Source organism: Cohaesibacter marisflavi (assembly GCF_900115225.1).
GTDB lineage: Bacteria > Pseudomonadota > Alphaproteobacteria > Rhizobiales > Cohaesibacteraceae > Cohaesibacter > Cohaesibacter marisflavi.
In genome coordinates this window covers 124,736-137,862 of record NZ_FOVR01000008.1, presented here as the reverse complement: position 1 = coordinate 137,862, position 13,127 = coordinate 124,736, and the positions used below count along the sequence as shown (strand labels likewise).

General features: G+C 52.7%; 12 protein-coding genes and 3 tRNA genes. 9 read left to right on the top strand and 6 right to left on the bottom strand.

The genetic code is table 11. The annotated features are described in order from the left end of the window. Positions 1 to 11: 11 nt before the first annotated feature. Genes BM258_RS15175 through tgt form a run of 4 tightly spaced genes read left to right on the top strand, consistent with a single transcriptional unit; the run spans position 12 to position 3,268 of the window. Positions 12 to 485 carry a peptidylprolyl isomerase gene (locus BM258_RS15175; RefSeq protein ID WP_090073697.1) on the top strand — a complete coding sequence of 158 codons (474 nt, stop codon included), beginning with the start codon at positions 12 to 14 and terminating at the stop codon, positions 483 to 485. A gap of 39 nt (positions 486 to 524) precedes the next feature. Then, the gene (locus tag BM258_RS15170; RefSeq protein ID WP_090073695.1) at positions 525 to 929 is read left to right on the top strand and encodes a VOC family protein; all 405 of its coding nucleotides are present in this window, start codon (positions 525 to 527) and stop codon (positions 927 to 929) included. A gap of 45 nt (positions 930 to 974) precedes the next feature. Continuing rightward, positions 975 to 2,057, top strand: a complete 1,083-nt coding sequence (queA, locus tag BM258_RS15165; RefSeq protein ID WP_090073693.1) for a tRNA preQ1(34) S-adenosylmethionine ribosyltransferase-isomerase QueA — start codon at positions 975 to 977, stop codon at positions 2,055 to 2,057. A 50-nt stretch (positions 2,058 to 2,107) separates the two neighbouring features. Further along, positions 2,108 to 3,268 carry a tRNA guanosine(34) transglycosylase Tgt gene (tgt, locus tag BM258_RS15160; protein WP_090073814.1) on the top strand — a complete coding sequence of 387 codons (1,161 nt, stop codon included), beginning with the start codon at positions 2,108 to 2,110 and terminating at the stop codon, positions 3,266 to 3,268. Positions 3,269 to 3,411: 143 nt separating this feature from the next. On the opposite strand, the gene BM258_RS15155 is transcribed toward tgt, so the two are convergent. From BM258_RS15155 to BM258_RS15145, 3 genes are all read right to left on the bottom strand, one after another. Next, positions 3,412 to 3,487 (bottom strand) — tRNA-Lys (locus BM258_RS15155). A 223-nt stretch (positions 3,488 to 3,710) separates the two neighbouring features. Beyond that, positions 3,711 to 3,786 (bottom strand) — tRNA-Lys (locus tag BM258_RS15150). 213 nt (positions 3,787 to 3,999) lie between these two features. Next, a tRNA-Lys gene (locus tag BM258_RS15145) sits at positions 4,000 to 4,075 on the bottom strand. Positions 4,076 to 4,495: 420 nt separating this feature from the next. Between BM258_RS15145 and BM258_RS15140 the strand changes: the two genes are divergently transcribed. Beyond that, positions 4,496 to 5,233: a cytochrome c biogenesis CcdA family protein gene (locus BM258_RS15140; protein ID WP_090073691.1), complete on the top strand. Its 738-nt coding sequence runs from the start codon at positions 4,496 to 4,498 to the stop codon at positions 5,231 to 5,233. Positions 5,234 to 5,294: 61 nt separating this feature from the next. Here the strand turns inward: BM258_RS15140 and BM258_RS15135 are convergent, their stop codons facing one another. Together BM258_RS15135 and BM258_RS15130 are read right to left on the bottom strand one after the other, a co-directional pair. Then, positions 5,295 to 6,227, bottom strand: a complete 933-nt coding sequence (locus tag BM258_RS15135) for a DMT family transporter (RefSeq protein ID WP_090073690.1) — start codon at positions 6,225 to 6,227, stop codon at positions 5,295 to 5,297. 134 nt (positions 6,228 to 6,361) lie between these two features. Continuing rightward, on the bottom strand, positions 6,362 to 7,426 hold the full coding sequence (locus tag BM258_RS15130; protein WP_090073689.1) for an SPOR domain-containing protein: 1,065 nt from the start codon (positions 7,424 to 7,426) through the stop codon (positions 6,362 to 6,364). Between the two features lie 166 nt (positions 7,427 to 7,592). Between BM258_RS15130 and glmU the strand changes: the two genes are divergently transcribed. From glmU to BM258_RS15115, 3 genes are all read left to right on the top strand, one after another. Next, complete coding sequence (glmU, locus tag BM258_RS15125; RefSeq protein ID WP_090073687.1) at positions 7,593 to 8,939, top strand: bifunctional UDP-N-acetylglucosamine diphosphorylase/glucosamine-1-phosphate N-acetyltransferase GlmU; 1,347 nt, start codon at positions 7,593 to 7,595, stop codon at positions 8,937 to 8,939. A 147-nt stretch (positions 8,940 to 9,086) separates the two neighbouring features. After that, complete coding sequence (gene glmS / locus BM258_RS15120) at positions 9,087 to 10,913, top strand: glutamine--fructose-6-phosphate transaminase (isomerizing) (RefSeq protein WP_090073685.1); 1,827 nt, start codon at positions 9,087 to 9,089, stop codon at positions 10,911 to 10,913. A 67-nt stretch (positions 10,914 to 10,980) separates the two neighbouring features. Continuing rightward, positions 10,981 to 11,565: a GNAT family N-acetyltransferase gene (locus tag BM258_RS15115; RefSeq protein ID WP_090073682.1), complete on the top strand. Its 585-nt coding sequence runs from the start codon at positions 10,981 to 10,983 to the stop codon at positions 11,563 to 11,565. Positions 11,566 to 11,581: 16 nt separating this feature from the next. On the opposite strand, the gene BM258_RS15110 is transcribed toward BM258_RS15115, so the two are convergent. Beyond that, positions 11,582 to 11,959: a YbaN family protein gene (locus tag BM258_RS15110; protein ID WP_090073680.1), complete on the bottom strand. Its 378-nt coding sequence runs from the start codon at positions 11,957 to 11,959 to the stop codon at positions 11,582 to 11,584. Positions 11,960 to 12,270: 311 nt separating this feature from the next. On the opposite strand from BM258_RS15110, the gene BM258_RS15105 reads away from it, so the two are divergent. Beyond that, positions 12,271 to 13,107, top strand: a complete 837-nt coding sequence (locus BM258_RS15105; RefSeq protein WP_090073679.1) for a DUF502 domain-containing protein — start codon at positions 12,271 to 12,273, stop codon at positions 13,105 to 13,107. The last annotated feature ends 20 nt before the right edge of the window (positions 13,108 to 13,127 follow it).

Below are 13,127 nucleotides of genomic sequence, written 5' to 3'. Positions count from 1 at the left end.
GGAAGAGACAATTGGCAGAGATTAAAGATCCCGAAAACACACTCGTTATGGAAACCACAAAAGGCAAGGTTGTCATCGCGCTGCGCCCGGACCTGGCACCGGCCCATTGCGAACGCCTCAAAGAATTGGCCCGTGAAGGCTTTTACGATGGCATCGTCTTCCATCGCGTAATCGACGGCTTCATGGCACAGGTTGGCTGCCCGCATGGCACCGGCACCGGTGGTTCCGACAAGCCGAACCTGAAAGCAGAATTCTCCGCAACCAAGCATCTTCGCGGCTCCTGTTCCATGGCCCGCTCCATGGACCCGAACTCTGCCAACAGCCAGTTCTTCATCTGCTTTGATACCGCTCCTTGGCTCGACAACCAGTATACCTACTGGGGTGACGTTATCGAGGGCATGGAAAATATCGACAAGATCAAGCGCGGCGAACCGGTTCAGGATCCTGACAGCATCGTTTCCATGAAGGTTGCAGCTGACCTCTAAGGTCTGGCACCCATTAAAGATCGAAGAGCCCGGACCAACATGAGCTATGACACCCGTTTTCCCAAAATGCGCGTCGCCCGCTCATGTCGCAATTTCGAAGCCATCAAGCGCTTCTATTGCGATGGTCTGGGCTTTTCCCTTCTCGGCTCCTTTAAAGGGCACAATGGCTTTGATGGACTGATCATCGGCCACCCGAATGCACCCTATCATCTTGAATTCACCAAAGAGCAGGGGATAACCGCCCCCAAAGCCCCTGATGAGGAAGGCCTGCTCGTCTTCTATCTGCCAGACAAGACAGAATGGCAGAAACGGGTTGATATGATACGCAATGCGGGATATGAACCCGTTCAATCCAACAATACCTATTGGGATGTCGACGGGATCACCTTTGAAGATCCCGATGGATATCGTGTTGTCCTGCAAAACCGCGCTTGGTCAAACTGAATGACCGGGCGCCCTGTAAACGCCCATTTGAGAATCGCCTGAACCATGCGCGTCGACTCCTTCGACTTTGATCTCCCCCAAGACTCTATCGCCTTGCGCCCCCACAATCCGCGCGATGAAGCAAAGCTGCTTCTAGTGCCACCAACCGGCGCTTTCGAAGACCATAGCGTGCTCAACCTTCCCGATTTTCTTGAGCCGGGCGATGCGCTTGTTTTCAATGACACAAAGGTTATTCCTGCCGAGCTTTCCGGCACGCGGGTACGGGGCGAAATCCGCGCAGGCATCCATTTCAATCTGCACAAGCGCGAAGATCTTTCCACCTGGCGCGCCTTTGCTCGACCAGCCAAGAAAGTCCAGCTGGGTGATCGCATTGACTTCAGCGATAGATTCTCGGCAGAAATTTCAGAAAAAGGCGATGCGGGCGAGGTGTGTCTGCGGTTCAACTGCGACGGAACGGCCCTTGATCAGGCCATCGCATCCGTGGGACATATCCCGTTGCCCCCCTATATTGCCTCAAAACGCGCAGAAGACGAAAAAGACAAGACCGATTACCAGACGATCTACGCAGACAAGGATGGCGCTGTAGCTGCCCCCACGGCCGGTTTGCATTTTACTGACCGTCTGTTTTCCATGCTTGATGAAAAGAAGATCGAGCGTCATTTCGTAACCTTGCATGTGGGCGCAGGCACCTTTCTGCCCGTCAAGGCAGAAGATACCGACGATCACAAGATGCATGCCGAGTGGGGCGAAATCAGCCCCGCGCTTGCCGATAAGCTTAACGCGGTTCACGCCCGCGGCAACCGTATCATTGCAGTCGGCACCACATCCTTGCGGCTGCTGGAAAGCGCAGCAGGGGACGACGGCATCATCCGGCCTTTCTGCGGAGATACGGACATCTTCATCACGCCCGGCTATCGCTTCCGTGCCATTGATGGCTTGATGACCAATTTCCATTTGCCAAAATCAACCCTGTTCATGCTCGTTTCCGCCATTATGGGGCGCGACCGCATGCAGGCGGCCTATGTCCATGCCATTGCCAATGGCTATCGCTTCTATTCCTACGGAGATTCTTCGCTTCTGCTGCCTGAAAGACACAAAGGCGCGGCGCAAGGAGAAGAGACCAAATGACAGATCAGATGCAAATGAGTGAAACCACGCCACCTCTTGGCGCCGACCGCATGAACAAAGGCCAGCCTGTGCCGAATCCGGCCCCGACCGAATTTGGCTTCAAGCTTTTGGCAACGGATGGCAAGGCACGGCGCGGCGAAGTCTTCATGCCACGCGGTACCATTCGCACCCCAGCCTTCATGCCGGTAGGCACCGCCGCAACGGTCAAATTCATGTATCCGGGACAGGTGCGCGACCTTGGGGCCGATGTCATTCTGGGCAACACCTATCATCTGATGCTACGCCCAGGTGCAGAGCGTGTGGATGCCCTTGGGGGCTTGCATAAATTTGCCAACTGGCCTTACCCGATTCTGACGGATTCGGGCGGGTTTCAGGTCATGTCGCTGGCGCAGTTGCGCAAGATGAGCGAAGAGGGGGTTGAGTTCAAATCCCACATTGATGGCGCCAAATTCATGATGACGCCGGAACGCTCCATCGAAATCCAGTGCCTGCTCGGATCTGATATCCAGATGCAGCTGGATGAATGCACACGTCTGCCAGCCAAGGAAATTGAAATTGAGAAGGCCATGCAGCTTTCCCTGCGTTGGGCCGAGCGGTGCAAGACCCAATTTGGCGACCGTCCCGGTCAGGCCATGTTTGGCATTGTTCAGGGGGGAGACATCCCGCGTCTGCGTGAAGAATCGGCTCGGGCACTCAAGGCTATGGATCTCAAAGGCTATTCCATCGGCGGATTGGCCGTGGGTGAGCCTCAGGCCGTCATGCTGGACATTCTCGATGTCACATGTCCTATTCTGCCAGAGAACAAACCACGCTATCTGATGGGCGTCGGAACACCCGATGACCTGATGGAAGCGGTCAGCCGCGGTGTAGACATGTTTGACTGTGTCATGCCAACACGGGCAGGACGCCATGGCTTGGCCTTTACGCGCTTTGGCAAGGTCAACCTCAAGAATGCCCGTCACAAGGATGATCCGCGCCCACTGGACCCTGAGAGCGATTGTCCAGCCGCGCGTGACTATTCCCGAGCCTATCTCTATCACCTCGTCAAATCCAACGAGGCCCTCGGTGCCATGCTGCTTTCCTGGAACAATCTTGCTTACTATCAGAGCCTGATGCAGGGCATGCGTGATGCGATCGAGGCGGGCCGGTTTGAAGACCATAAGGCCGAAGTCAAGGAAGGCTGGGCTCGGGGCGATATGCCAGCCCTCTAGAGCGCTTGTGTGTCCCATTTAACAACAAGGCCATAGTCTCTTTCAGAGGCTGTGGCCTTTTCTTTAGGCCAAATCTGAGAACGCAGCCAGAGATGACATAAATCGTCTATGCATAAAACGCAGGTCAAAGTGAAAGAAGAGAGTGGTACGCCATCAAGGGTTCGAACCTTGGACCGTCCGATTAAGAGTCGGATGCTCTACCAGCTGAGCTAATGGCGCTTAACCAACAACAAAACGAGAAGTCTTGTTTATCAATTTGATGACAGTCTTTTACCAGAGCAGGAGAAAAAATCAATATACGCGTTAATACGCTTTTGGGTGTTCTGCACCGTTTTGTTAAATTTTTTCATCCAAGCGGAACACGTCGATGCAAAGCGGCCTGCATCACAAGCCAGACCAGATGTCTTCTTTGCAATATCAATGATTTGGGGGGAGAGGGGAATGGTATGCCCGGAAGGATTCGAACCTTCGACCGTCCGATTAAAAGTCGGATGCTCTACCAACTGAGCTACGGGCACATATTCCATAAGTGATGGTAAAACCATCGCATTGCCTTTGTGTTAAAGGCCGGACCCTTGTAGCAGAATTTTCCACTCAGTCGAGCGATGAATTCCGCTAAATATGGTTTTCTACAACAAATTTGTCTGGAAAACCAAACCAAACCTAAAAACCAAAACGACTGAATTCCTCAATTAAGAGAATCCCATAAGCGCTTCAAATTTTGAGGAAAATGGTATGCCCGGAAGGATTCGAACCTTCGACCGTCCGATTAAAAGTCGGATGCTCTACCAACTGAGCTACGGGCACTTAACGTTGGTGAGCGCTGTTGTAACGCATTTTGCGCCCCAGTCAACACCCTCGCCAAATTCATTTTACTTTTCGTGGAAAACCCTCATTAAGGTCATAAATTCGTGATTTCAAACCTGAATAGAGAAGCGATCAAGGCGTGTTTGGATGCACGATTCAATCTCTGGGTTTCTGACGTCCTGGAATCGACCTGAACGGCATCGTGCCCCCTTATCCGATCTCCGAGTGCAAAGGTGGATAAATAGGGATATGGACATCATATTTGAAAGCAGCATGCTACAGCTGAAATGGATGACGAGTGCAAGGCATATCGCGACAGCGTGATTGGACAAAGCAATCTCCACCCCCTAAGCAGAAAACCGCGCTTTTTTTAAACATGAATTCGAAAATTTGGTATTTCGCAATTGAAGGAGCTAGGAAATGAATTTTGATGTATCGATCACCGGCGCGATTCTCGCTGGCTTCATCTCCTTCATTTCCCCTTGCGTTCTGCCGTTGGTGCCGCCTTATCTTTGCTATATTGCTGGCGTGAGCATGGATGAGTTCACCGGCAACGAGAACAAACAGCGTGCAGCAACGCGCATTTTCATTTCCGCTCTGGCCTTCGTTCTGGGCTTTACCACCATCTTCGTGCTTCTGGGTGCAGGGGCCTCGGTGATAGGGCAATATCTCAAGCTCTATTCGGGTTTCTTTTCCTATGTTGCTGGCGCCATCATCATCATCATGGGACTGCACTTTCTGGGCGTTTTCAGAATTGCCTTCCTTTACCGTGAAGCGCGCGTAAACGTTCAAAAGAAGCCGGCAGGGATCATTGGCGCCTATTTGATTGGATTGGCTTTTGCCTTTGGCTGGACCCCCTGCATCGGCCCCGTCCTCGCAACGATTCTGGCAATCGCGGGAACCGAGGAAAATGTTCAACGCGGCATGATGCTCCTGACCGCCTACAGCCTTGGTCTGGGCGTGCCGTTCCTACTCGCAGCGCTCTTTGCCGGGCAGTTCATGAGCACCATGCAACGCTTTCGCAAGCATATGGGAACCGTTGAAAAGGTCATGGGGGCTTTGCTGGTCCTGACTGGCATTCTTTTCATCACTGGTCAGGTGCAGAATGCAGCCTTCTGGCTTCAGGAAATGCTGCCAGCTCTCAACTCCATCGGCTAAAGGAAAGGGGCTGGAAGCAGCTCCCAACCCCTTTTAAAGACCAAGCCAGCTTGAAGGGCGCTTACTCCTGAGCAACAGCCTCTACCGCTCTATGTCTGCGCAGAAGGCTGAGTGGAAAGGTTGCCAGCACAACGCCACTCATCACCAAAATAAAGCCGACAAGATGGAAAATTCTGAAGTCTTCGCCAAGGAACATCACGGCCATAAAAATACCGAAGGGCGGCATCAAATACATCACAAGGCCTGCCGTTGCCGGACCAAGCACCCGGATCATATATTGATAGGCCAGTAGCGCCCCGATAGAGGCCGAAAAGACCAATCCAGCCACGCTCAACCATTGATTCATACCGGTGGGCAGCGTGTCATAATTGGCTAATTCCCAGATCATGAACGGGATCTGGATAACAGCGCCCACCAGCCCAACAATCGTGAACATGCCAATCGTGGAAAGCGATTGAAACAGCTTTTTCTTGGAGAGCACCGTATAGACAGCCCAAGAAGTTGCCGCCGCCACAAACAGCAGATCGCCGCTTGAAAATTCAATCGCCAATAGCGTTTCAAGGTGACCTTTACACACAATCAGCAACACACCGGTAAAACCCAGAATAATCCCTATGGCTTCGCGTAGCGAGATCTTGCGTCCCCTGAAGATCCATTCCAGCAGGATGATAATGATCGGACAGGAGGAATAGATCAGCGTGCCATTGGTGGCCGAGGTGTGTTTGAGCGCCATATAAACGCCCGAACCGCTAAATCCCATCCCCATGAAAGCCGTCAGCAGAATAAGTTTCCACTCAGACAGGAGCGCCTTGCGGTTGGCATAAAGTGATGACCACGCAAAGGGCAAAACGAGCGCTGACGCAATCCCCCAGCGCAGGAAGGTGAGCGTAAAGGGTTCAATCGTATGAACGGCAGCAGCACCGACAACAATATTCGAGGCGAGCAGAAACGGGCAGACCGCCATCAGCAGATAGGCAAAGAACTTGGGAGACAAGAGACAATTCCGAAAAACTGGAAGAAGGAGGGTATTCTGGGGCCGATAATAATTGCTTTAAAGAGCGGAAACAATCTCTATCTGTCGACAGACACCATACAAAAGAGCAGGCCTACTGATAACAAAACCGCATTCTAGTTCAAAGCAAGGCTTTGTCCACGATAGGCGGAAACCGAACAATCATAATTGGCATAGTTCAATTGCGCACAAACCGACGCAGCCTGTGCTGCGTTGGGAATAGGCCCAAGAACGAGGTGAAGAGCAAGCCGCCCATCGTCAAGCTCTGTAACCCGACTAAGCGGACGCAAATCACCAACCAGATTCTTCTGCGCACCAGAAACCTCTTGCCATGCTGCTCGGATATCACTGATGGAAACAAAAGCTCCTAGATCAATCCCAAATGACGTTTGACTACTTAACCTTACGTCTGTTGGAGCAGAAACAACCTGACTGACAGGCTGTAACGCACCGCCTGAAGCCACGTGCTCTGTGGGTTTGTCTTTGGGCAGCATCTGTGCGTCATGAGGCGTAGACCTTTCAAAATCCATGGTCAAGGGCTGCTCGGTCACCTTGATGTTCGGTTGATCATTCACCTTGAAGGGGTCAAACGCACCGCTATTGGCTTCCAAAGCGCCGGTTGCTCCGATGGATCCCGTTGATTGGGTATCAATAGGCTGAGAGATCTGACCATTGGCCAGAATAAAGGGGTTGCGGCTGTCATCCCGTCGCGGAAGATCCACGACGCGTACTGAGCCACTCTGCCCAACAGGACCATCAAGCTCCAGTTTGGCCAAACGCTGTTTCAGACGATCATTTTCATCACGCAACCGTTTCATTGTTACATGAAACGCACCGACTTCCTGCTTGATCTTGTGCAATTCAGCGATTAAGTCCTGCAACTGCTGCGCATTGATCTCAGTTCGTTTCGAAAACGGATTGAAGGTCTGATTCTGTTGGTCGACGAGAGCCGTTTCCGACTCACCAAGTGCCTTTTCAAGGTTGGCGGACGGCATTTGATCGATAGACCCGGTAACTAGACGTGCATCGGCGCTGTCCAATGTTGCCACAACATTGGGGTCTCGGGCGGAATCACCGGTGTCATCCACCATCGTCAAGGCAACCAAACCTGTTAGCACTGCCGCAAACGCCCAACCGGCCATCATGGTCACATCGAAGATGGCTTTGCCTGGCCGCGCCATACAAATGCCTCCTTACACGCGCGAATCTTATGTTTCACGCATTTTTAAGGAAAGTCTTTTTTTGCTGTAACCGCAAGGCCCGTTCGTATATCTGTTTCAATTGTTCCTTAGGAAAATACTATAAACGGTCCTTTACTCTGCAAAGACAGGTCTCAGGAGGCTAAAGATGACACATCGCACATGCCAGGCAATCATTCTGGCAGCCGGACACGGCACCCGCATGAAATCAAAAACACCCAAGGTCCTTCACAAGATCGCCGGGTTGTCTATGGTTGGTCATGTGGCCCACGCCGCACATCAGGCCGATGTCGATCAGGTAGCCCTCATCGTCGGACCGGATATGGATCCTGTTTTGCAGGCTGCCCGCAAGATGCATCCATCTGTCGTAGCTTGCGAGCAGACAGAACGTCTGGGCACCGCCCATGCGGTTCTGGCCGCACGCGAAGCTCTGGAAGAGGCAAAGGACGATGTCATCGTGCTCTTTGGCGATACCCCGCTCTTGCGCGCAGAAACGATCAGCTCCATGCGCGAAAAGCTGGCGGAAGGCTTTGACGTTGTCGTTCTGGGCTTCCGGACAGAGACTCCGGACCCTTACGGGCGCTTGCTCGAATCAGATGGCAATCTGGTCGCCATTCGCGAAGCCAAGGACTGCACCCCCGAGGAATTCCAGATCAATTTCTGCAACGGTGGAATCATGGGCTTCTCCGGGGCTCATTTACTCGAGCTTCTGGACAAGATAGAGAACAACAATTCGCAGGGCGAATATTATCTCACCGATGCGGTGGAACTGGCCAACGCACAAGGGCTCAAAGTGACAGCAATCGAGGCCCCAGAAGCCGAACTGCAGGGGGTCAACAGCCGCGCCCATCTGGCCAAAGTCGAAGCGACATTCCAACAAAGAGCCCGTCAGGAAGCCATGGAAAATGGTGTTACATTGACCGCGCCGGAAACTGTTTTCTTTGCCTATGATACGAAATTGGGCCAAGACATCACCATTGAGCCAAACGTCTTTTTCGCACCCGGCGTAACCGTGGCGGACAATGTCACCATTCTGGCCAACTGCTATTTCGAAGATGCAGAAATCGGCGAGGGCTGCGCCATTGGCCCCTATGCGCGTCTACGTCCGGGCACAGTTCTGGAAGCAAAGGCGAAGGTGGGCAACTTCGTGGAGATCAAAAAGTCTCTTGTAGAAGAGGGCGCAAAGGTCAACCACCTGACCTATATTGGCGACGCACGCATCGGCTCCAAGGCGAATATCGGCGCAGGCACCATCACTTGCAACTATGATGGCTTCAACAAATTTAAGACGGATATCGGCAAGGGCGCCTTCATCGGCTCCAACACATCTCTGGTCGCTCCGGCAACCATTGGAGATGGTGCAATCATTGGCGCAGGCAGCGTCATCACCGATCCTGTTAACGCTGATGATCTGGCATTCACACGCGCAAGACCCATCATCAAGGCCGGCTGGGCCGCACAGTTTCGCTACAAAAAATCAAAAGATTCCAAATAATTAAGTGTGAACAAAGGGGCGCTTTGCGTCCCTTTTTCCGTTTTCGTTAGAAACTGCAATCGGATTTGATTTCAAGAATCTCACAACAGTGCGTTAGTGATTATTCAAATCAAATTATCCGTAGTCATTTGTTGGAAAGAGATTGCCATGTGTGGAATTGTCGGAATTCTTGGTAAGGAAGCGGTAGCGCCACAATTGGTGGATGCCCTCAAGAGGCTTGAATATCGCGGCTATGATTCCGCTGGTGTCGCCACGATCAACCAGAACAAACTCGACAGACGCCGCGCTGCAGGCAAACTGCGCAATCTGGAACAGTTGCTGAGTGAAAACCCATTGCCGGGCACCATCGGCATCGGCCACACCCGTTGGGCGACCCACGGCATTCCAAACGAGATCAATGCGCATCCCCATCAGGCTGGCAACGTGGCTGCCGTGCATAACGGCATCATCGAGAATTTTCGCGAGTTGCGCGAAGAGTTGACAGCCAAGGGGCATAAATTCGAGACGGAAACAGACACCGAAACTGTCGTGCACCTCATTCATGACGAAATGCAGGCTGGCAAGCGCCCCATAGAAGCCGTCTCCGCCGTTCTGGGTCGACTGGAAGGCGCGTTTTCTCTCGCAATCATCTTTGGCGGCGAAGAAGATCTGATGATCGGTGCCCGCCGAGGCTCTCCTCTGGCGGTTGGCCATGGGGATGGAGAGATGTATCTGGGCTCTGATTCCTTTGCCCTTGCGCCGTTCACCGATGAAGTGACCTATCTGGAAGAAGGCGACTGGGTTGTCCTGACCAGAAGGACGGCCACTTTCTATAATGAAGACAACATGCATGTCGAACGGCAGGCCACCACGGCACTTGCGTCTGCGAACATCGTGGACAAGGGCAACTATAAGCATTTCATGGAAAAGGAAATCCATGAACAGCCAGAAGTGATTCAGCATACGCTGGCCCATTATGTGGATTTTGCCAACGGAACAGTTCGCTTCAAGGGCAAACTGCCGTTTGATTTTGCTAGCCTTAACCGCATCTCGCTTAGCGCTTGCGGCACGGCTTACTATGCAGGCGTGGTCGCCAAATACTGGTTTGAGAAGCTTGCCCGCATTCCGGTCGACATGGATGTCGCCTCCGAATTTCGCTACCGCGAAATGCCAATGCAGGAGAATGGGCTGGCGCTCTTTATCTCCCAGTCTGGCGAAACCGCCGATACGCTGGCTTCCTTGCGCTATTGCAAACAGGAAGGCCAGCATATTGCCTCCATCGTCAATGTGCCCGAAAGCACCATAGCGCGCGAAAGCGATGTCATTTTCCCGACCCTTGCCGGAGCAGAAATCGGCGTCGCGTCCACCAAGGCTTTCACCTGTCAGCTCTCGGTTCTGCTCGCCCTTGCCATCATGGCAGGCCGTGCGCGTGGAACCATTTCGGCAGGAGAAGAGCAAGCCTATGTCAAAGCGTTGAGCGAGTTGCCCAAATTCATCCGTCAGGCATTGAAGGCAGACAACACCATCGCCGATCTGGCCCATGAGCTTTCCAAGGTCAAGCATGTGCTTTATCTGGGCCGTGGAACCAACTTCCCGCTGGCCATGGAAGGCGCGTTGAAACTGAAGGAAATCTCCTACATTCACGCCGAAGGCTATGCGGCAGGGGAACTCAAGCACGGCCCGATCGCGCTGATTGACGAAACCATGCCGGTCGTCGTCATCGCTCCCGATGACAGCTATTACGACAAGACCGTTTCCAACATGCAGGAAGTCGCCGCCCGCGATGGCCGGATCATTCTCATCACCGATGAGTCGGGCGCCAAGAAGAATGCGCTGGAAGACAGCACCACAATCGTCATGCCCACCGTCCCAGACGTCATCGCACCGATTGTCTTCGCTCTGCCTGTGCAGATGCTGGCTTACTACACTGCCAATTTCATGGGTACTGACGTGGACCAGCCACGCAACCTTGCAAAATCCGTAACTGTGGAATAAGCCATCTGCACCATTCACACAAACAGGCCCGCTTGCCTTTGGCTGGCGGGCAGTCAAGTGTACCCCCATGCCCCTTATCCTGCGGACCATAACGCTTGAAGACCTGCCACTATACCGCGCCCTGATAGCCCCCAAGCAGGCGTTTCATCGTCTCAATGGCCCTTATCTGGGCATGCCGACAGAAGCAGATCAGAACAAGAAAATCATGGAATTCGGTTTCGAGCTGACCAAGCCGAACCCGTCTTTCAATTTTCAACTGGTTTGTGATGAAGAAAATGGCCGTATTCTGGGTGAGGTTTCCTACTACTGGAAAGACCAGAGAACCAACTGGCTGGAAGTGGGTATTGTCCTCTTCAATCAATCACATTGGGGCAGGGGCATTGGTTCTAAGGCCTTGCCCATGTGGATAGACAAGCAATTGGCTGAGCGGCCTGCGCTTGTGCGGATCGGCCTCACAACATGGTCCGGCAACGCTGGCATGATGGCTCTTGCAGAAAAAATCGGTCTGAAGCAGGAGGCCTGCTACCGCAAGGCTCGAATACTCGACGGCAAATATTTTGACTCTCTGGGTTACGGTATCCTGCGCGAAGAATGGGACGCGCTGAGAGAAAAGCACCAGGAAACGCCTTCAGCCTCAGCCATTCAGGGCTGAGCACCCACCGCTCGGCTCAGTCGTCCGGGCCATCCGGCCGCGTGCCGACATAAAGCGCGGAACCGGCAAAAAACAGGATCACCGGGATCAAAAGCCAGACACCGGGCTGAACCGCAGTAACAAACATGGCAAAGCCCAGCGCCATGCCGCCAAAGGCAAAATATTTAGCCTTGCGCGGTATCGCCTTATGATCGCGCCATGCCAGAACCGGTGGCCCAAACACTCTGTGCTGCAAGAGCCAGGCTTCAAGCCGTGGTGACGATCTGGCAAAACAGAAGGTGGCCAGAATGAAAAAGATGGTCGAGGGCAGCAGAGGCAAAAAAGCGCCCACAATGCCGATGCCCGTCAAGACAAGACCCGCAAGCAAATAGAGCGGCTGTTGAAACCTTTTCATGCTTGTGCCCTTTTGGCCTTTAGCAACAAAAAACGGGGAAAATTCTGAACATTACATACAAGATATTGCGTTAAATGCCATTCTACAACTGGTCTCGCTCATTTTTCGAGCAGGAAACCGCTTTCTTAATCTTTTAAGTCGAAGCAGGGCGCATTATCTTAGTATAGATTGAGTGCGTAAATTGATTGACAGCTTGCCATCTCACATCATGATCAGGCCCGAGGTTGAATCTGACTCTTTCTGCGCCCCAAAGGAACATGGAAAGAGACAATTGACGCATCAGGTGCCAATCTCATACGGAAACAACACAGATGACATCGAAGAATAATGAAGAAAAAAAAGGCCCTCTGGATCGCGGCAGGCTCACCTTTGGCGCCCGCGTGCGAAACTATTTTCTGACCGGCCTTGTCATCGCTGCCCCAATCGGGATCACGCTTTACATCACATGGGCCTTCATCGGCTGGGTCGATTCCACCGTAAAGCCCTATATTCCGCATATCTACAACCCGGATAACTATCTGCCATTTTCCGTGCCCGGGGTAGGGCTTGTCTTTTCCTTCCTCATCCTGACGATACTGGGTTTTCTGACGGCGAACTTTGTCGGACGTTCGTTGTTGACCTTCGGTGAGGTGTTCGTCGGGCGGATGCCGCTCGTACGCAACCTTTACAATGCCCTCAAGCAGATTTTCGAAACGGCGCTGTCGCAAAAGGGCAAGACATTCACCAAGGCTGTGGTTATCGAATATCCTCGCCGCGACCTTTGGGCTCTTGCTTTCGTTGCCACTGAAACGACCGGTGAAGTAGCCCACCGCATTGAGGAGAAAGAAAAGCCGGGTGATGCCCATCAGGGATATATCTCGGTATTCCTGCCAACCACCCCGAACCCGACATCCGGTTTCCTGCTGTTTGTGCCACGCCGTGACATCATCATGCTCGACATGAGCGTTGAGGATGCCGCCAAGCTCGTGGTGTCAGCTGGTTTGGTCTCTCCTGAATTCATCGCAAAGCATGCCGTTGAAGAAGACCACGAAAAGGCCCGAAAACTGATCGACATAGAGGTGGATGACGAAGAAAAGGCCCCAGCGTCAAAGGATCAACTTTCTTCACTCAAGAAAGTAAAATCCAAAGAGTCAGAACCTGCCGAATAAGGCCTCACCTTCGCTCTTCC